The 19,887-nt window shown below is 54.7% G+C and carries 17 protein-coding genes; 7 read left to right on the forward strand and 10 right to left on the reverse strand.

Features of this window, described 5'->3' with window-relative positions; all coding sequences use genetic code 11:
* The first annotated feature begins 45 nt into the window (after positions 1-45).
* On the forward strand, positions 46-807 hold the full coding sequence (locus DOCECA_RS12065; RefSeq protein ID WP_434559591.1) for a secretin N-terminal domain-containing protein: 762 nt from the start codon (positions 46-48) through the stop codon (positions 805-807).
* A 456-nt stretch (positions 808-1,263) separates the two neighbouring features.
* Positions 1,264-2,589: an isocitrate lyase gene (gene aceA / locus DOCECA_RS12070; RefSeq protein ID WP_445572044.1), complete on the forward strand. Its 1,326-nt coding sequence runs from the start codon at positions 1,264-1,266 to the stop codon at positions 2,587-2,589.
* 160 nt (positions 2,590-2,749) lie between these two features.
* On the opposite strand, the gene leuS is transcribed toward aceA, so the two are convergent.
* The 10 genes from leuS to DOCECA_RS12120 form a co-directional block, all read right to left on the reverse strand.
* Positions 2,750-5,329, reverse strand: coding sequence for a leucine--tRNA ligase (leuS, locus tag DOCECA_RS12075; RefSeq protein WP_445572045.1), 2,580 nt, complete (start codon positions 5,327-5,329; stop codon positions 2,750-2,752).
* Between the two features lie 70 nt (positions 5,330-5,399).
* Positions 5,400-6,410, reverse strand: a complete 1,011-nt coding sequence (locus DOCECA_RS12080; RefSeq protein WP_445572046.1) for an MFS transporter — start codon at positions 6,408-6,410, stop codon at positions 5,400-5,402.
* A 204-nt stretch (positions 6,411-6,614) separates the two neighbouring features.
* A complete protein-coding gene (locus DOCECA_RS12085; protein ID WP_445572047.1) occupies positions 6,615-7,718 on the reverse strand; it encodes a pyridoxal phosphate-dependent aminotransferase in 1,104 nt (367 codons plus the stop codon).
* A complete protein-coding gene (locus DOCECA_RS12090) occupies positions 7,715-8,458 on the reverse strand; it encodes a class II aldolase/adducin family protein (protein ID WP_434648135.1) in 744 nt (247 codons plus the stop codon). Before DOCECA_RS12090 ends, DOCECA_RS12085 begins: the two co-directional genes overlap by 4 nt.
* A complete protein-coding gene (locus DOCECA_RS12095; protein ID WP_445572048.1) occupies positions 8,451-9,428 on the reverse strand; it encodes a C-terminal binding protein in 978 nt (325 codons plus the stop codon). Before DOCECA_RS12095 ends, DOCECA_RS12090 begins: the two co-directional genes overlap by 8 nt.
* 59 nt (positions 9,429-9,487) lie before the next feature.
* A complete protein-coding gene (locus tag DOCECA_RS12100; RefSeq protein WP_445572049.1) occupies positions 9,488-10,477 on the reverse strand; it encodes an ornithine cyclodeaminase family protein in 990 nt (329 codons plus the stop codon).
* 52 nt (positions 10,478-10,529) lie between these two features.
* On the reverse strand, positions 10,530-11,270 hold the full coding sequence (locus DOCECA_RS12105; protein ID WP_445572050.1) for an SDR family NAD(P)-dependent oxidoreductase: 741 nt from the start codon (positions 11,268-11,270) through the stop codon (positions 10,530-10,532).
* 42 nt (positions 11,271-11,312) lie between these two features.
* Positions 11,313-11,837 carry a MaoC family dehydratase gene (locus DOCECA_RS12110; protein ID WP_445572051.1) on the reverse strand — a complete coding sequence of 175 codons (525 nt, stop codon included), beginning with the start codon at positions 11,835-11,837 and terminating at the stop codon, positions 11,313-11,315.
* Between the two features lie 10 nt (positions 11,838-11,847).
* On the reverse strand, positions 11,848-12,675 hold the full coding sequence (locus DOCECA_RS12115) for an HpcH/HpaI aldolase/citrate lyase family protein (RefSeq protein ID WP_434648147.1): 828 nt from the start codon (positions 12,673-12,675) through the stop codon (positions 11,848-11,850).
* A gap of 8 nt (positions 12,676-12,683) precedes the next feature.
* Positions 12,684-13,922: an aminotransferase class I/II-fold pyridoxal phosphate-dependent enzyme gene (locus tag DOCECA_RS12120; protein WP_445572052.1), complete on the reverse strand. Its 1,239-nt coding sequence runs from the start codon at positions 13,920-13,922 to the stop codon at positions 12,684-12,686.
* A gap of 1,137 nt (positions 13,923-15,059) precedes the next feature.
* Here DOCECA_RS12120 and DOCECA_RS12125 point away from each other — a divergent pair.
* The 5 genes from DOCECA_RS12125 (at position 15,060) to nuoF (ending at position 19,867) form a co-directional block, all read left to right on the forward strand.
* Positions 15,060-15,473: an NADH-quinone oxidoreductase subunit A gene (locus tag DOCECA_RS12125; RefSeq protein ID WP_030141323.1), complete on the forward strand. Its 414-nt coding sequence runs from the start codon at positions 15,060-15,062 to the stop codon at positions 15,471-15,473.
* A gap of 10 nt (positions 15,474-15,483) precedes the next feature.
* The gene (locus DOCECA_RS12130; RefSeq protein ID WP_039592874.1) at positions 15,484-16,158 is read left to right on the forward strand and encodes a NuoB/complex I 20 kDa subunit family protein; all 675 of its coding nucleotides are present in this window, start codon (positions 15,484-15,486) and stop codon (positions 16,156-16,158) included.
* Positions 16,159-16,230: 72 nt separating this feature from the next.
* On the forward strand, positions 16,231-18,012 hold the full coding sequence (gene nuoC / locus DOCECA_RS12135; RefSeq protein ID WP_434559593.1) for an NADH-quinone oxidoreductase subunit C/D: 1,782 nt from the start codon (positions 16,231-16,233) through the stop codon (positions 18,010-18,012).
* Positions 18,013-18,014: 2 nt separating this feature from the next.
* On the forward strand, positions 18,015-18,512 hold the full coding sequence (gene nuoE / locus DOCECA_RS12140) for an NADH-quinone oxidoreductase subunit NuoE (RefSeq protein WP_445572053.1): 498 nt from the start codon (positions 18,015-18,017) through the stop codon (positions 18,510-18,512).
* Positions 18,509-19,867 (forward strand): NADH-quinone oxidoreductase subunit NuoF, encoded by a 1,359-nt coding sequence (nuoF, locus tag DOCECA_RS12145; RefSeq protein WP_420765866.1) that lies wholly within the window; start codon positions 18,509-18,511, stop codon positions 19,865-19,867. Before nuoE ends, nuoF begins: the two co-directional genes overlap by 4 nt.
* The last annotated feature ends 20 nt before the right edge of the window (positions 19,868-19,887 follow it).

A 19,887-nucleotide genomic window follows, 5' to 3' on the forward strand; every position in this document is an offset into this window, starting at 1 on the left:
CGACAAACTGGCAATATCTAGCCTTTGTCTCGCGGAGAAATGGACATGTCCCTACGCACCTTGCTGACCACCCTGCTGCTCGGCTGCAGCCTGTCAGTCATGGCCGCAACCGAAATCGTACCGCTGAACTACCGCACCAGCGCGGATCTACTGCCGGTGGCACAGAATTTCCTCGGCAAGGATGGCCAGGTAAGCGCCTACGGCAACCAACTGATCGTGAATGCCGAACCGGGCAAGATCGAAGAACTCCGCCAATTCCTGGCGCAACTGGACACCGCTCCCAAGCGCTTGCTGATCACTGTCGACACCAACGAGAACAACCTGCAAGGTGACCAGGGCTACTCGATCAACGGCGCCGCGCCCAGCCAGACGCGCATCATCAACCGCAGCACCGCCAGCCGTGAGGGCGGCGTGCAGCAGATCCAGGCCAGCGAAGGCCAGCCGGCGCTCATCCAGGTCGGTCAGAGCGTGCCATTCACCAGCAACCAGACCGACGGCTACGGTCGCATGCAAAGCCAGACCGAATACCGCAACGTCACCCAAGGTTTTTATGTCACCGCCAGTGTCACTGGCGAGACCGTTCACCTGAGTATCAGCACCAACCGTGACCGCATGAGCCAGGAACGTCCAGATGTAGTGAACGTGCAAAGCACCGACACAACCGTCAGCGGGCGCCTCGGCGAATGGATCACCCTCGCTGGGGTGAACCGCCAGACTCAAGCCGACAAACAAGGCCTGACCCGCAGCTACTCGACCCAAGGCCGGGATGACATGATTCTGCGGGTGAAGGTCGACACCCTGAACTGAAGCACCAAAAACTGACTGATGAGTCGTATTAGACCAAAGATGTAGTGCTTGAAAAAAAGCACTACAAAACGTTTGACGAGCCAAAAAACCGAGGGCATGATGGCCTCGCTCCCGCTAATCAGGGGCCCTGGCAAGGGCCTTCGGGTCGATGCTTGCAACTACCCTGCGAGCCGATTCGTGTCTGTACCGCCCACAAGGTGTGTTTGACGAGGTTGCGACTGGAACGAAGTTGTCCCGAGGGACGGAAGCGTAACTAGGTAACCCGGCATCACTCTGAGTTCGTATAAAGGCCCACGACGCCCGAATGCGCCCGCAGTTCGCCTCTACCTGCTCACTTTCCCCTCGAGCCCATCGTTCATCCCGTCGCCTCCCCGCCTGAACCGACTTGTACGCCAACCCCTGGTCGGCAGGAGCAGGAATTTTCCACTCCAGACCTATGCGACGAGGTTTATCTCCATGGCACTGACACGCGAACAGCAAATTGCAGCCCTTGAAAAAGACTGGGCTGAAAACCCGCGCTGGAAAGGCGTGAAGCGCAATTATTCCGCTGCTGACGTCGTCCGTCTGCGTGGTTCGGTTCAACCTGAACACACCTTTGCGAAAATGGGCGCCGAGAAGCTGTGGAACCTGGTCACTCAGGGCGCCAAGCCTTCCTTCCGCCCCGAGAAAGACTTCGTCAACTGCATGGGCGCCCTGACTGGCGGCCAGGCTGTGCAGCAAGTCAAGGCCGGTATCCAGGCGATCTACCTGTCGGGCTGGCAAGTGGCCGCGGACAACAACTCCGCCGAATCCATGTACCCTGACCAGTCGCTGTACCCAGTGGACTCGGTTCCAACCGTGGTCAAGCGCATCAACAACTCGTTCCGTCGCGCCGACCAGATCCAGTGGAAAGCCGGCAAGAACCCGGGCGACGAAGGCTACATCGACTACTTCGCACCTATCGTGGCTGATGCCGAAGCCGGTTTCGGCGGCGTACTGAACGCCTACGAACTGATGAAGAGCATGATCGAGGCAGGTGCCGCCGGCGTTCACTTCGAAGACCAATTGGCCTCGGTGAAGAAATGCGGCCACATGGGCGGCAAGGTACTGGTTCCTACCCAGGAAGCCGTACAGAAGCTGACCGCCGCTCGCCTGGCGGCCGACGTTGCAGGCGTACCGACCATCATCCTGGCCCGTACCGACGCGAACGCCGCTGACCTGCTGACCTCGGACTGCGACCCGTACGACCAGCCGTTCGTCACCGGCACCCGTACCCAGGAAGGCTTTTACAAAGTACGCGCTGGCCTCGACCAGGCCATCGCCCGCGGCCTGGCCTACGCCCCGTACGCCGACCTGATCTGGTGCGAAACCGCCAAGCCGGACCTGGAAGAAGCCCGTCGCTTCGCCGAAGCGATCAAGAAGGAATACCCGGACCAACTGCTGTCGTACAACTGCTCGCCTTCCTTCAACTGGAAGAAGAACCTGGACGACGCGACCATCGCCAAGTTCCAGCGCGAACTGTCCGCCATGGGCTACAAGCACCAGTTCATCACCCTGGCCGGCATTCACAACATGTGGCACAGCATGTTCAACCTGGCGCACGACTACGCCCGCAACGACATGACCGCCTACGTGAAGCTGCAAGAGCAGGAATTCGCTGACGCCGCCAAAGGCTACACCTTTGTGGCCCACCAGCAGGAAGTCGGCACCGGCTACTTCGACGACATGACCACCGTGATCCAGGGCGGCACCTCGTCCGTGACCGCGCTGACCGGCTCGACCGAAGAAGAACAGTTCCACTGATCCATCGAGCAAACGGCACTTGCGGACCGAATAAAAACTAACCGCAAAGCCGACGATTTGAAGCCCCGACTGGTTCGGGGCTTTTTTTCTATTGTTTGGGAGATTGCGGCACCCGCAATTCCGATATCCGCCATTTCCTGCACTGACAGCTTGCAGGACCTCAGACTATAAAATTCACCAGGCGGTTTGGCACCACAACCATCCTGACAGCCCCCTCCAGACGCTTGTGTAATAGCGCATCGGACGATACCCGTAGCCGTATCGCCTCATGGTCGGCATCGGATTCGATCATGATCTCGCCGCGCACTTTTCCGTTGACTTGCACGATCATCTTTACTTCGTCCTGCGTCAGCGCGTCCCCGTCCGGCATTGGCCATGAACTGTCATGGATAACGCCCGCATAACCCAACTCTTCCCACAAAACGTGAGAAACGTGCGGTGTTACCGGATACAAAACCTGCAATAGGATAGCCATACCCTCACGAACAATTGTCGGATTTGCGGTCTTGGCACCCTCGAGCACCTTGAGGATTTTCATCGCGCCCGAGACAACGGTGTTGTATTGCAGCCGCTCGAAGTCCCTGTTGATCTGCTGCAACAGACGATGAACCTCATGCCGCACACGTTTCGACTCGGCAGACTCCCCAAGCTGATCGCTCGCGTCAAACCGAGTTCCGCAATCGTGGGCGAAGCGCCAGAGCCGGCTCAAAAAGCGATAGGCGCCCTCCACGCCGCTGTCACTCCATACCGTGTCCTGGTCAGGCGGACCAGCAAAAATCGTGAACAATCGAGCAGTGTCGGCCCCGAACTTGACGATAATCTCCTTTGGCTCGACAACATTGTTCTTGGATTTGGACATTTTCTCCGCACCGCCTATATCGACTGGCAAACCATCCCCCAGCGATATCGCCTTGATCGGGCGGCCCTTGTGGTCATATTCGACAGCGACTTGCGCGGGGTAGAACCATTGGCGGCTGCCGTCGGCCTTTTTCCGGGAGTAACTTTCGCGGAGCAGCATTCCTTGGGTGAAGAGACTCTTGAACGGCTCACTGAAGTCGACCAAGCCTTCGTCACGCATCGCCCGGGTCCAGAACCGGGCATAGAGCAGGTGCAGCACAGCATGTTCGATGCCGCCGATGTACTGATCGATCGGCATCCAATAGCGACTGCCAGGCCCGACCATGGACGCGTGATTGTCTGGATCGCAATAGCGCATGAAATACCAACTTGAATCGACGAAGGTATCCATGGTGTCGGTTTCACGCAGTGCAGGAGCCAAGCAAGACGGACAGGCTACGTGGCGAAACCCGTCATGGGTAAGTAGCGGGTTCCCACTGCCGTCCGGGATGCATTCATCAGGAAGTACGACCGGCAAGTCCGAATAAGGCACCGGAACGTCACCACATAGCTTGCAGTGGATGATCGGAATGGGGGTCCCCCAATACCGCTGTCGAGAGATTCCCCAATCGCGCAGGCGCCAAGTAGTCCGTCGATCACCTTTCCCACATTCCACCAGTGCAGTGGTTATGGCCTGGGCCGCCTGAGCGACGGATAGCCCATCGTATATGCCTGAGTTCACCAGGCGGCCCTCACAACCAGCGTAGCTATCGGACCAGTTACGAGGATCGTAAACATCCCCTTCATGGGCAATGACTTGGCGAACGGGCAAATCATATTGCCGAGCGAATTCGAAATCACGCTCATCGTGGGCGGGCACCCCCATCAGCGCACCCTCACCATATTTATCGAGTACATAGTTGGTTATCCATAACTCGATAGGCTCCCCGCTCAACGGATGCTCAACCTTGAAGCCGCAAGGGACACCCATTTTGCCAAGCGCCTCGTCAAAATCCTTGTTCCGACACGCCGTCACCAATGGTTCAAGATCGGGGTTGAGTTCCAGGGCTCGCTTAGCTAGGACATGCTCGGGGGAGATGGCGCAGAACGTCACCCCCATCAGCGTGTCGACTCGCGTCGTGAACACCCACAACTCACCTCCTTCGATCAGTCGCCCGGCAACGTCTTTTATCTGGTGGAAAAATGCCAGGCGCACACCCGCGGTTCTGCCGATCCAGTTGCGCTGCATGACGCGCACCCTGTCCGGCCAGCCATCCAGCGTTTCGATCGCGCCGAGCAACTCCTCGGCATATTGAGTAATGCGTAGGTAATACCCAGGGATCTCGCGCTCTTCAACGACTGCCCCCGAACGCCATCCCCGACCGTCGATCACCTGTTCGTTGGCCAGAACCGTTCGATCGACCGGGTCCCAATTCACGGTTTGGGTTTTTTTATAGACAACACCCTTTTCCAGCAACTGGAGGAAAAACCACTGGCTCCACTTGTAATACTGCGGATCACAAGTGGATACCTCCCGCGACCAATCGAAGGCAAATCCCAGCGGCTGCATTTGCGACTTCATGTCGGCAATATTCAGTTGTGTCCACTGCGCGGGTGAAACGCCGGACTTCATCGCCGCATTTTCCGCCGGCAATCCAAAGGCATCCCAACCCATCGGCATCAACACATTGAAACCTTTCATCCGCAAATGACGCGCCAACATGTCGTTGATCGTATAGTTGCGTACATGTCCCATGTGCAGCTTTCCCGATGGATAAGGCAACATGGAGCAGGCATAAAACTTCGGTCGATGATCGTCTTCGACGGTCTTAAATGTATCGCTATTACGCCAATAGGCTTGCGCAGCGCGTTCAACCCAGGCCGCATCGTATTCTGATCGCATAGATAGTCCTCAACTTTCAATCTCAACGTTCGAAATGGCCCGTTTTCTTCTAAGGATTTGGAAGCGTATTTCAGACTGTACCTTTAGCTTCTGCCCCGCTACGTCGCGATAATTTCTTTGAACGAGCGCCAATCCAAAAAAAGATTGCTCCTAATACGATACCCAGTCCGCCATAAAACGCCCAACTCAATTTAAAACCAACACCCGCAATCAGCGAGGCCCCAAGCCCGACAGATACTATTCGCGCGCCAGCCAGCACAACCGGCACAAACGAAAAAAGCGCTGCTTGGGAAGTCAAAGAAACCTTCTGTGAAATGAGGGCAGTGATATAGGTCACACTCAGAATTTCGCCCAGTGTCCAAAAAAATACAAACAAAAGAATCAGGACCGTATGTTCGAAGATGGCATAGGCGCCAAAGCCAATACTGTAAAAAATCGCAGCAAGCGCGAAATTTGTGAGTGGCCCTAAACGCGATGTTAATGCGATTAATGGCTGCGTCAGCAATATCACCAGCAAGGCGTTGACGATACCTACCGCACCGAACAGGCTCGCTGCCTCACCTGCCGTTAGCTCCGTAAGCCATAAAGGCAAGTGGTACTCACGCTGCGCATCCAGTACCGCCAGCGCAAAAAACATGGCCCCTGCCAGCACCACAATCCTCGGCAGGTTAACTATCAAACCCTTCGAGGATTCCACTGTTGCATCAGCGCTATGGTGATTTGTCGGAAGCCGAAGAGAGACACTTGAGGCAAGACATAACAGACTCACAAGCGTAGCAAAAACAATGAGGTAAACGCTGCCCAGCCCCAGCAAGTATCCGCCAATGACAAATAGCAGGGCTCCCCCCAGATTGCTGGCAAGATGCAGATACCCAAAAAAAACGATGCGGTTGCTATCGTTAGCCGCCAAAGAGGTCAACAGACTGAACACGGGGGTAACCAGCCCTGCAAAAAACATGAACAGCAAAACCGTTGCAACGGATGCAACCGGCGCCCCAAGCAACATCGCGCCCAGCAAGCATACAAACGAACAAAAAGATGAACTTGCCAACAATATTCTGAACGAATAATGCTTGACCAATACGCCTCCAAACAAGTTTCCGACAAGAAAAAATACCGACCAGCGTTATTACCACTGCGACCTCGGAACTATCGAAATGGTAATGGCGCTGCAAAAATAACGCCGCAAAAGGGCCCAAAGCATTCGCCATGACGAACAGCAATCGAAGCACCACCACATTGCGCATGTTGCTGTTCAAATTGGTCATTATTACCAAAGATCTCACTACCGAAGGGTTTCCTTTCCATCAATCCTGCGTTCCTGATCACCGACTCCCTGCATTATCGCCATTTTAAATGCCTGGAGATCAGAAGGCGCCGGAACGACCACGCGCAAAATGTTTTCAAGCAATCCGAAACTGTGAGGATATTTTGAGCAATCGCATATGCGAATATTTGCCTTGGCGAAAGCCTTCGCGAGACGACCGTCACGCTGATCTTCCAGCAGCAAAAAATTTGTTTCGCTATCGAAAACAATAATTCCATAAGCCCGCGAAAATTCGATGATCTCGCGCTTCACACGGGCTAGTTCGCAGTGGGCTCGCTCCAATGCTTTACGGTTATTCAGACAGAAAAGGGCTGCTTTCACAGCAACGTGATTTACATCCCACGGCCCTCGCACTTTCAACAACTCGTTAATTGACTCCGAATGTGTGACGACATAACCCAGGCGCAGCCCCGCCAGACCGAAATACTTGGAAAACGAACGAATTATAAACAAATGCCTAACGGCTCCGCATAGGTCGAGACAGGTATGTTGTAAATACTCAAAGTAGCACTCATCAACAATCAGTGGTTTGTCCAACTCCACACAAGCCTCAATCAAAATCCTCAGTTGCTCAGTGTCAATTCGCAACCCTAAAGGATTATTGGGGTTACATAGGATCAGTCCTTGGCAGTTGTGCAGAGCATCGAGAACAACTCTGGTCGAAAGCGTAAAACTTTGTGCCTGCCTCTCAAATCCCACAATCACCGGTTCGACGCCAGCCACGGAGAGCATTTGGTAGTAGAAGGAAAACACCGGAGAAGGGATGACCACCCGGTCCCCCTGAGAGAACAGTAAGCGTACTACCAAATCGATCGCCTGATCCGCTCCATTGGTCAGAAGCAAATTGTCAGTCGAAGTTTTGCAGTAATCTGCCAGCTCGGCCAACAGCGATTGATAGTTTGGATAAGTAAACAGATCCTGCACCTTTAGTTCGGCAGCAAGAAACTCTGTTAGAAAACCGTCTAGAAACTGATTTTCGTTTAAATCCAGCAAAATTGACGATAGATCGCGTTCAGGCGCCTCCCACGACGCGGACCGCCGTATATCTTGATTAATTTTCATTTTAGCGGACTCCCGTAAATCACCTGCTCACCTAGCTCATACATTTGCCGTACCTGTTCTTCGCTGGTATACAACACTGATTTACCTGTCGCTGCCGACAAACATTGGCTAGTAATTAGCCGAGTGATTTCCGCAGTAAACGCCACTGCACGATGAAAAGCCTCAGATAAGTCGCGCCCAAAGCTGGTGATGCCGTGTCCTGGCATTACAATACAATTGGTGTCATGAGCACATTGCCTGATGGCGCTCACATCCAGCTCAATGTTGACACCTTCACCAAGGATGCAAGGCGGCTTACCCATTACAAGCGCGGTGTCATTCGAAACGTATTCCATTTCTTGCCATCGCATGACAGCAAAAAAGGAAATGACGTCGTTAGGATGAAGATGCACAGTGGCATTGACGTCGGAGCGGCAACGCATGATCTCCCGGTGCATCTGGTGTCCTATACTGGGCCGAAAACGACCATGCAATAGCTTGTTGGACTGTAGGTCCAAGACCGCCAGATGCTCAAGATCACACTCTTCCAGCGACACTCCTCGATGCTTGGTATAGACCACCTCTCGTCGCCAATACGGGCAGTTGCTACGTATCGCAATGTTGCCAAGGGTATTGACCAATAACTGCCGCGCTGCCAAGCGTTGGCCGTATTGAAGAATGCTGTTCCCTATAGCCAAGTCGAACCAGGCTGGCAAACCAGACTTCAAGGACTCAGTATCTGCTAGTTTTAACTCAGGCATACCCCTTCTCCTCCACCTGTGCGCAACCTGGATTGATTACGGTGTCGACTCTTTCGCCCCGCAACAGCCCCAGTAATGCTGATAAAGCATTGGTCTTTAACTCTACTAGGGACTGTTTGCTGTAAAACGCCGCATGAGGGGTCAGCACTACGCGCTCATGATCGATAAGCGCTTGTGGAGGGGCTGGTTCCTCCTCAAGGACGTCTAGCATGGCCGTTGAAACATGCCCAGAGTTCAACGCCCTGAGCAACGCGTCAGTATCTACGATTGCACCACGCGCCGTATTGACCAGTGTTGCGCCACGCTTGATACGTGAAAAAAACCTATCGTTGAGCAGGTGTCGGGTGTCGGGGGTAAGAGGCAGATGCAACGATATGACGTCTGCCTTGGAAAGCAATGACTCCAATGACTCACCTTGCGCAATGCCCTCAACGCATCGTTCAACGCAAGGATCGTAATAGCAAACTTGATAGCCCATGGCAGCCGCCCTATGGGCCAACGCCCGTCCGGTCGCCCCGTAACCGATTAGGCCCAAGACAGTATCACTGCAAGCTTTGACCTCACCGGAATGCGACCTCCAGTTCCAACCACCTCGCCTAATATCTGCGGCGTAATCGTAAAGCTTTCGCTGGGCTGAAAGGATAAGAGCCATCGCATGCTCAGCGACTTCCTCGACGCCCACCGAACCAATATTGGAAAGCAAGATACCCTTTGCGCTCAAGGCCTCGATATCGACGTCATTTACACCGATGGTTGCTTTCACCAACGCGCGACAGCGATGCATTTTGGCAATTAAGGGTTTATCGATGACAACCGAGTGAAAGGCAACAATTCCATCCGCCCAAGCTAATTGGTCATCGGATGGATTGGATGTAACCTCTAGCAAATATGGCCTTAGCTCTGACTCCCTGGAATACTCACCAGCCTCAACATAATCCGCTCGTATTGAATCAATCATCAGAATGTTCATATACACCTATCTTTCCCTGTCGGTTATAAATCTTTTCAGAGCATCCATTACCCGAGGCGCTAGTTACACATATAGTCGCAGCTAAAGCCGACCTGATTATCCATTGCATATTTATAAATTAAAGCAGCGACCACCATATCTTGACTGGCATGCCCAACGCTGCGGAAATAACTTAATCCACGCTTTAGCGGTATAGATGGAGGATTATCCGTAACCAATTCACTCATCTGCTGGATATCTTTCTCCCCAATCAGGGACCGCGCCAAAGCCTGCGCTACTTCTCCCGACTCACATCGAGCAGCCCCTAGATGATCGACATATACTTGGGCAATAGCCAACACCTCAGGATCGATTTCACATGCCAGCTTGGAACTGCCGCCAATAGCATTCACGTGGGCGGATGGCTTCAGTTGGTGCGCACTAATCAAAGGCTGCGAGCCATCATGGGACGTCGTCGTGCATACGATATCTGCGTTCTTGAGCGCCTCATCTATATTTCGGACCGCAGTAATCGACAACGACAGCTCAGTGGAAAGACGTTCAGCCAGCAATTCACTCTGGTAGAACCGACGCGAAAATATTTTGATCTCCCCTAACTCACGAATCGTCGCTATTGCCTCTATATGAGCTGCAGCTTGTGCCCCCGCGCCGATAACCGCCAAGTTGAGCTGCACGCGCGGACACAGTTTGTCCGTCGCCAATGCACTCATGGCGCTGGTACGGGTGGCAGTGAGAGCCGTGCTGTCAAGCAAAGCAAGTAGCTGCCCGGTTTCAATATCCATCAACAGCACCGCCCCGTTGACGGCCGACAAACCGCGCGCCGCATTACCGGGATGAAACGATGAAATCTTGACTCCCAGCGTCTGGCTCGCTGGAAGAAACGCTGGCATAAACAGTGAAAAAGCGTTTTGCCGTTCATGAGCGATGATCAGACGCTGTGGAGCCACTGGCGAGGCCAATGCGAACGCCTTATGAGCGTCTTCGAGTGCTTGGACAAGCCTTGGAAAATTGACACACTGTCCAATATCTTCGCGGTTTAGCAGCAGCATGCTAATTCCTCGTTCCGCAATGTTTGAACCGGCTTTCTGTAGCAGCTGACCTTCATGCCTGAGTGCCTCCATCCACAGGCATGGCGATGCCGGTGATGAACGACGCTTCCTGTGAACTCAACCAATAGACCGCGCTGGCGACCTCCTCCGCCTCGCAGATACGATTCAATGGGTGAGAGCTACCAACGTCATCCAGACGTCCGCCCAGGATGTCCTGTGATAAGGGGGTGCGGACAAACGCCGGGCACACTGCGTTAATGCGAATGCCATAAGGCGCATACTCCCTTGCCGCAGCCCTGCTCATCCCCACCAAAGCATGTTTGCTTGCGGAGTAAACCAAACCACCCGTAACACTCGCCCGAAGACCTGCTAGCGAAGCCACATTGACGATACTGCCGGCACCCAAGGCTCGCATTTGGGGTAATACAGCTTTCATGCACAGCCATGGAGCCCTGACATTGGTTGCCATGACATCCTCGAAAACAGCGTCGGAATAGTCTTCAGTCCGCGTGAATGAAGAGCCCTCGATGCCAATACTGTTCACAAGGCAATTCACCGATGAGTGATCAGTTGCCACCCTTCGAAAAAAATCTCCGAGGGCCTGAGGATCGCGCAAATCAACCTCATAGCCGTAAGCTCGACCTCCCGCGTCTAGAATGCGTTCACACAACGCTATGTTCTGCGCCCGGCGTCGCCCACAAACGATGACCTCGTATCCTTCTCTTGCAAAACGCCATGCGCAGGCTTCACCGATTCCTGAGTTTCCACCAGTAATAACAGCAAGCTTGGTCATGACACATTCCTGTTTGTTTTGATCAAATTCTAAAAAGACTACCTACCCGATAGGATAATCTTGCGCAGCGTCTTTGTTCGGAACTAAAAATGTGCGTAAGTAGGTAATCACTGGTGTTCCGCATTGCTTACGACCGATAACCTTGATAGTGACAATCCCCTGTCCGGGTCGCGACCGGGACTCACGCTTGGAAACGACCTCACTCTCCGCGTACAGGGTGTCGCCTACATAAACCGGACAAGGCAAACGAATTTCATCCCAACCCAGATTCGCGATCGCTCGGGCGCTCATGGTCGCCACCGTCATACCGCTGACAATTGACAACGTAACCGAACTGTTAAATAGAAGTTTCTGGAATTCAGTTTGTTGCGCATAAGCAAGATCAATATGAGCAGGATGGTTATTCATATTGATTAATGACTGCCATATATTATCGAGCTCTGTCACGGTACGACCGGGCCGATGCTCGAAAATATCACCTATCACAAATTGTTCGAAATACAACCCATGCGATTCGCGGTATCGGTTCTCACCAATCCGGTCGTGAGCCAAAACCATCGGTTCCATAAACTATTCCTTATCGCCCCAACTCGTGAGCCCGCTGTATCACTTTTATTGCTTGTTTTACAAACGGGGGCCCGACCATAAGATTCTTCAATTTAGTAATCTTTTCGCCGCTATTCTCCGCTGCCTGCACAACTGCCAGTGCGTGTTCATACTCAGCATTGGACGGTGTAAACATCTCATTGATAAGAGGAATTTGCTTTGGATGTACGGCTGTCTTGCCACTAAAACCCATATTACGAACATCGCTACATTCTTGCAGGAGGCCTGCCTCGTTATCGAGTTGGAAATAAGCTGTGTCAAACACAGGTATGCCCCCCGCGCTACCAGCGGACACGATACTCGCGCGCGCATGCAGCATATTGTTCCACCCTCCAATCGTGACACCTAGGCTGGCCGCATAGTCCGCCGAACCAAAAATCAGTCCGTCAGCGCTGGAAGCAATGTCATGAATATTACGCAAACATCCCGGCGTCTCGACCGTAACCAATATTTTTGGACTTTCTTCGCTACGGCTCAAATTGGCCCGAACAACGTCTATTTCAGCAGCCGCTTCGGTCATAGCCATAATGATGAATTCCGGGCGATGATTAAGTGACTGCACTAAAAGCAAATCTAGCAATCCCTGATTATCACGCAGCGGGTTAATGCGCAGGGCCGTGCGCTGTATAACACTGGAATTATAAAACTGTGCCACAAATGTCCTGGCTTGGGCTTTTTGCAATACCGGAACGCCATCCTCTAAATCTATGACCATGACATCAGCCAAGGCACTTTTAACATACTGTTCAGGATGCAAAGCGGAGCAGTACAACAAGCTTCTTGGTACGAGATTAGACATTACGGCCTCTATATATTTGCAGATTTCGGGAGCAGGCTGGCCATTTCAATCTCGGCTTTGACTGCGGAGCAAAAGCCCAAAATATCGCTCGACGACATATCGGCACGCATCATTACGCGCAAGCCAGATTTATTTCTTGCCACGATAGGGAAAAACACGGCGGATGAATAATATCCCCGCTTGAACACACCCTCGGAAACGCTTATAGCCATATCCGGGCTTTCGAGTGGAATAACCCGAATCGGTAGACGCGACCCGGCATGATCAGTAGCAAACACGCTGTCAAAAAGTCGAATATTGGAGTTGAGCCTATCTTGCAGCGTGGCCAGTTCACCGGTTTCATGGATATCCAGAGAGGCCATTGCCGCGCCCATTGTGGCTGGATTAACATATTGAGAGTAGGACATCGGCCCGCCAAAACGCCTAAAAACCTGGTGGTACTTAGCTTTACTGGACATAAAAATACCGCCACCATTGGCTCCAAAAGCTTTTGCCAAGGAATAGACTAATATTGTTCGCGGATTCAGTTCCGGCGTAAAAGTTCGAACATAGCCTTCGCCCTTCTCGCCGTAGGCACTCAAGGAATGAGAGTCATCAAAATAAAGAAATAAACCATACTTATCCTGCAACATCAAAAGCTTTTCAACTGGCGCACTCCCTCCCATGCTATAGGCTCCGTCAGAAACGTAAGCCACCAGTGGATATCGCTTGCACATGTCCTCGATAAAATCAACGTCATTATGGTTGCACGTCACAACTTGAGTTTCATCACCACAAATAGCTTTGACCTGATTCAAGGCGAAATGGGCATGCTTATCGAAAATCAAAAACGGCCGCTGTCCCTCGGTAAACATACCGGCTGCGAGCAGGGGTAAAGAAGCAACGATACCCGCACTGCAGGACGTCGCCGTGAATGCTGTGCAGTCAAAATGCGCCGACAAGCGGTCTTCCAGCTCGTCGAACTCCTTCAATCTTATTCTGATGCGAGAGGTGGGTAAATTCACCGTACCGCAGCTCATCACATAATCCGCCGCACGCTGAGCCAGACGCTCGTCGACCTCAAGGCCGAGATATGAGCAAGAACACATATTTATGAAGGAATGACCATTCTGATCTTCCATCCGGCCCCGCTGAACATGCCGAATACTTAAATCAGTCAAACCAGATATCTGTGCAAGAGCCCAAGAAGGGTTGCCAATCTCAACAGAGCGGGCTGTATTTATGTAATTATTTATTTTCTCCGACATACGAGACTTCCTTGCATTTTGAATGGAAAGCCAAACAAGAATACCTTTATACCTTCGGGCATTAGCCTCGCTCAGCCCTCGCCCAACAATCAACTCTAATATCCCGCAAAATTACAGCCCAGGAACACTCCGGCATACAAAATTCAATATTCCGTAGGAAATTACTTACAATTATCACCAGCTTGTATTATTCCGCACTGGATGTTTCTAAAAGATCCTGATCGCAGCATCAAAACCGCACTTTTATTTTTGATTTATCTAATCTGCACTCGGACCAATATTGAAGACACCGCAAGTGCTACCGACCTTGCCTTGAATGGCCCGGCGCCAAGCACTGATCTCAACCGAATGACGGGAAGCATCAGAAACGGGATGACTCCATTGCCATACGCCGAGTCTTTACGATTCAAAGGTCCTGCGGCTTTGTGGCTGAGCTATGGTTGCCATAGCCAGCCGGAGACATGGGGTCACCGGGGGGACAAGCACAAATAAGGCACTACAGAGCCAGCCAAGGAAAGCCACCTCGTTTCTCCACGCGGTTTCGCTGAAGCGACCTACTCTATAGAAGCAAGTCCGCACCTGTGGGAGCCTGACTCACCTGCGCCGAACGACAATGCTGTCTGCCTCGGGACCGCATCTGTGACATCGCGAGCGAGCTTGGCTCCCACAGGAGCGGCCCTGCATAAGGAGTCGCCGCCAGAGCGCCACACCACATTTCGTCGATGCGCTCCGACAAAAAATTGATCGAACGCAGTATCGGGCAGTCTGAAAAGGAGTAAAACGGCCGCCGCCGACAACAGCAGTTGCGACGAGGCAAGGCAGGTTCTCAGTTACAACATCAAGATCCGATAGAAACACTGCCACAAACAATAACAATTATCATTTGAGAATCATCATCATTGTTACAAACGATAAGAAATTCGATTGAGAATTTAACAGCCAATCCCCGCCCCGCCGGGGCTGCGGGGTCACGGAGGCGCGCTATGTCCTTATCCCAATAAATAATTTCGCCATTGGAATTTTACTTGCCCGGTGTTTAGCCATAAAATCACCGCGATTGATTGCTGCGACATATCGTCACTGCGTTATTTCTTTTTGAAGCTCAGAGACCTTTGCTCTCTGTTAAGGATTTCCAGCATGCCCGAAGCGACAGGACTCATGGCCCACAATTGGGGCTTTGCCATTTTCCTTCTGGGCGTCGTCGGCCTGTGTGCCTTCATGCTCGGCGTGTCGAGCCTGCTCGGGTCAAAAGCCTGGGGCCGCAGCAAGAATGAACCGTTCGAGTCCGGCATGCTGCCTACCGGTGGCGCCCGCTTGCGGCTCTCAGCCAAATTCTATCTGGTCGCGATGCTCTTCGTGATCTTCGATATCGAAGCCCTTTTTCTCTTTGCATGGTCTGTGTCCGTCCGCGAAAGCGGCTGGACCGGATTCGTCGAAGCTCTCGTTTTCATAGCAATTCTGTTGGCAGGTCTTGTCTACCTTTACCGGGTGGGAGCTCTTGATTGGGCTCCGGAAGCTCGGCGCAAGCGGCAAGCGAAGCTGAAACAATGAGGCTTTGGCAATGCAATACAATCTCACCAGGATCGACCCCGATGCTCCTAACGAGCAGTATCCGATCGGCAAGCGGGAAACCGTCGCCGATCCGTTAGAAGATCAAGTCCACAAGAACATCTTCATGGGCAAGCTCGAAGACGTGCTGAACAGCACGGTCAACTGGGGTCGCAAGAACTCCCTTTGGCCGTACAACTTCGGCCTTTCGTGCTGCTACGTGGAAATGACCACCGCCTTCACGGCGCCCCACGACATCGCGCGCTTTGGCGCCGAAGTGATCCGGGCATCGCCGCGCCAGGCGGATTTCATGGTTATCGCCGGTACGCCGTTCCTGAAAATGGCCCCCATCATCCAGCGCCTGTACGAACAGATGCTGGAACCCAAGTGGGTCATTTCCATGGGCGCCTGTGCCAACTCCGGCGGCATGTATGACATTTACTCCGTGGTCCAGGGGGTCGACAAATTCCTCCCCGTGGATGTCTACGTGCCCGGCTGCCCGCCCCGCCCCGAAGCGTTCCTGCAAGGCTTGATGCTGCTGCAGGAATCCATCGGCCAGGAGCGTCGCCCACTGTCCTGGGTCGTCGGTGATCAAGGCGTCTATCGCGCCGACATGCCGTCGCAAAAGGAACAGCGCCGCGAACAGCGAATCGCAGTCACGAATCTGCGCAGCCCCGACGAAGTCTGATCCAGCTCTGCTCTGTAGAAGAAACGAGAACCTGGCTTCATTCTTTACGTTGACCGAAAGCGATAAATAACCATGACTACAGGCAGTGCTCTGTACATCCCGCCTTACAAGGCAGACGACCAGGATGTGGTCGTCGAACTGAACAACCGTTTTGGCGCAGAGGCGTTCACGCTCCAGTCGACCCGCACCGGCATGCCGGTGCTTTGGGTTGCCCGCGCCAAGCTGATCGAAGTCCTGACCTTCCTGCGCAACCTGCCCAAGCCGTACGTCATGCTCTATGACCTGCATGGCGTGGACGAGCGTCTGCGCACCAAGCGCCAGGGCTTGCCTGGTGCCGATTTCACCGTGTTCTACCACCTGTTGTCGGTGGAGCGTAATAGTGACGTAATGATCAAGGTCGCCTTGTCCGAAAGCGACCTCAGCGTGCCGACCGTGACCGGCATCTGGCCGAACGCCAACTGGTACGAGCGTGAAGTCTGGGACATGTTCGGCATCGATTTCCCCGGCCACCCGCACCTGACGCGCATCATGATGCCGCCGACCTGGGAAGGTCACCCGCTGCGCAAGGACTTCCCGGCCCGTGCCACGGAGTTCGACCCGTACAGCCTGACCCTGGCCAAGCAGCAACTCGAAGAAGAGTCCGCGCGCTTCAAGCCTGAAGACTGGGGGATGAAGCGTTCCGGTGCCAACGAGGACTACATGTTCCTCAACCTGGGCCCGAACCACCCTTCGGCCCACGGTGCGTTCCGCATCATCCTGCAGCTGGACGGCGAAGAGATCGTCGATTGCGTTCCGGACATCGGCTACCACCACCGTGGCGCCGAGAAAATGGGTGAGCGCCAGTCCTGGCACAGCTACATCCCCTACACCGATCGCATCGACTACCTTGGCGGGGTAATGAACAACCTGCCGTACGTCCTGTCGGTGGAAAAACTGGCGGGCATCACGGTGCCGGACCGTGTCAACGTGATTCGCATCATGATGGCCGAGTTCTTCCGTATCACCAGCCACCTGCTGTTCCTGGGCACCTACATCCAGGACGTGGGCGCGATGACGCCGGTGTTCTTCACGTTCACCGACCGCCAGAAAGCCTACACCGTGATCGAAGCCGTCACCGGTTTCCGCCTGCACCCGGCCTGGTACCGCATCGGCGGCGTGGCCCACGACCTGCCGCGCGGCTGGGAAAAGCTGGTCAAGGATTTCGTCGAGTGGATGCCCAAGCGCCTGGACGAATACACCAAGGCCGCCCTGAAGAACAGCATCCTGCGCGGCCGAACCGAAGGCGTGGCCGCCTACAACACCAAGGAAGCGCTGGAATGGGGCGTTACCGGCCCGAACCTGCGCGCCACCGGCCTGGACTTCGACCTGCGCAAGGCGCGCCCGTATTCCGGCTACGAGAACTTCGAGTTCGAAGTCCCGCTGGCGACTCACGGTGACGCCTATGACCGCTGCATGGTTCGCGTCGAGGAAATGCGCCAGAGCGTCAAGATCATCGAGCAGTGCATGCGCAACATGCCGGAAGGCCCGTACAAGGCGGACCACCCGCTGACCACGCCGCCACCGAAAGAACGCACGCTGCAACACATCGAGACCCTGATCACCCACTTCCTGCAAGTTTCGTGGGGCCCGGTCATGCCGGCCAACGAATCCTTCCAGATGATCGAAGCGACCAAGGGCATCAACAGTTATTACCTGACGAGCGACGGCGGCACCATGAGCTACCGCACCCGGATTCGCACCCCAAGCTACCCGCACCTGCAGCAGATCCCTTCGGTGATCAAAGGCAGCATGGTCGCGGACTTGATCGCGTACCTGGGTAGTATCGATTTCGTTATGGCCGACGTGGACCGCTAAGCATGAACAGCACGCTTATCAAGACTGACCGTTTCGCCCTGAGCGAAACCGAGCGCTCGGCCATCGAGCACGAGCTGCATCACTACGAAGACCCGCGCGCGGCGTCGATCGAAGCCTTGAAGATCGTCCAGAAGGAACGTGGCTGGGTGCCTGACGGCGCACTCTACGCCATCGGCGAGATCCTCGGCATCCCGGCCAGCGACGTCGAAGGCGTCGCTACCTTCTACAGCCAGATTTTCCGCCAGCCCGTAGGCCGCCACATCATTCGCGTCTGCGACAGCATGGTCTGCTACATCGGCGGCCACGAATCGGTGGTCGGCGAGCTCCAGAGCAAGCTGGGCATCGGCCTGGGCCAGACCACCGCCGACGGCCGCTTCACCCTGCTGCCCGTGTGCTGCCTGGGCAACTGCGACAAGGCACCGGCGCTGATGATCGATGACGACACCTTTGGTGACGTCAAGCCGGACGGCGTCGCCAAACTGCTGGAGGGCTACGTATGACCCTGACTTCCTTCGGGCCCGCCAACCGCATCCAGCGTTCGGCCGAAACCCATCCCCTGACGTGGCGTCTGCGTGACGACGGCGAAGCGGTATGGCTGGACGAATACCAGGCGAAGAACGGCTATGCCGCCGCGCGCAAGGCATTCGCCGACATGGCCGCCGATGACATCGTCCAGACCGTGAAGGACGCCGGCCTCAAGGGCCGTGGCGGCGCGGGCTTCCCCACCGGAGTGAAATGGGGCCTGATGCCAAAGGACGAGTCCATCAACATCCGCTACCTGCTGTGCAACGCGGACGAGATGGAACCCAACACCTGGAAAGACCGCATGCTGATGGAGCAACTGCCCCATCTGCTGATCGAAGGCATGCTGATCAGTGCCCGCGCGCTGAAGACCTACCGTGGCTACATCTTCCTGCGTGGCGAATACACCACCGCCGCCAAGCACCTGAACCGTGCCGTGGAAGAAGCCAAGGCCGCTGGCCTGCTGGGCAAGAACATCCTGGGCTCAGGCTTCGATTTCGAGCTGTTCGTCCACACCGGCGCCGGGCGTTACATCTGCGGTGAAGAAACCGCGCTGATCAACTCCCTGGAAGGCCGCCGCGCCAACCCACGCTCCAAGCCGCCCTTCCCCGCCGCCGTCGGCGTGTGGGGCAAGCCGACCTGCGTGAACAACGTCGAGACCCTGTGCAACGTTCCGGCGATCATCGCCGACGGCGTCGACTGGTACAAATCCCTGGCCCGTGACGGCAGTGAAGACATGGGCACCAAGCTCATGGGCTTCTCCGGCAAGGTCAAGAACCCTGGCCTGTGGGAACTGCCGTTCGGCGTCACCGCTCGCGAGCTGTTCGAAGACTACGCCGGTGGCATGCGCGACGGCTACAAGCTCAAGTGCTGGCAGCCCGGCGGCGCCGGCACCGGTTTCCTGTTGCCGGAACACCTGGACGCACAAATGTATGCCGGTGGCATCGCCAAGGTGGGCACCCGGATGGGTACCGGCCTGGCGATGGCGGTGGACGACAGCGTCAACATGGTTTCGCTTCTGCGCAACATGGAGCAGTTTTTCTCGCGCGAATCCTGCGGTTTCTGCACCCCTTGCCGCGACGGCCTGCCCTGGAGCGTCAAGCTCTTGATGGCCATCGAGAAAGGCCAAGGCCAACCCGGCGACATCGAGACCCTGCTGGGCCTGGTGGGTTTCCTCGGCCCAGGCAAGACCTTCTGTGCTCACGCACCGGGTGCCGTGGAGCCGTTGGGCAGCGCCATCAAATACTTCCGCCCTGAATTCGAGGCCGGCATCGCGCCAACCCGCGCGGACGATCTCAATCAGGTGGTCTCGCCGACCATGGTCGGCGCGTAACGACGCTTAAAAAGGCGAAG

It is taken from the genome of Pseudomonas sp. E102 (assembly GCF_052660185.1).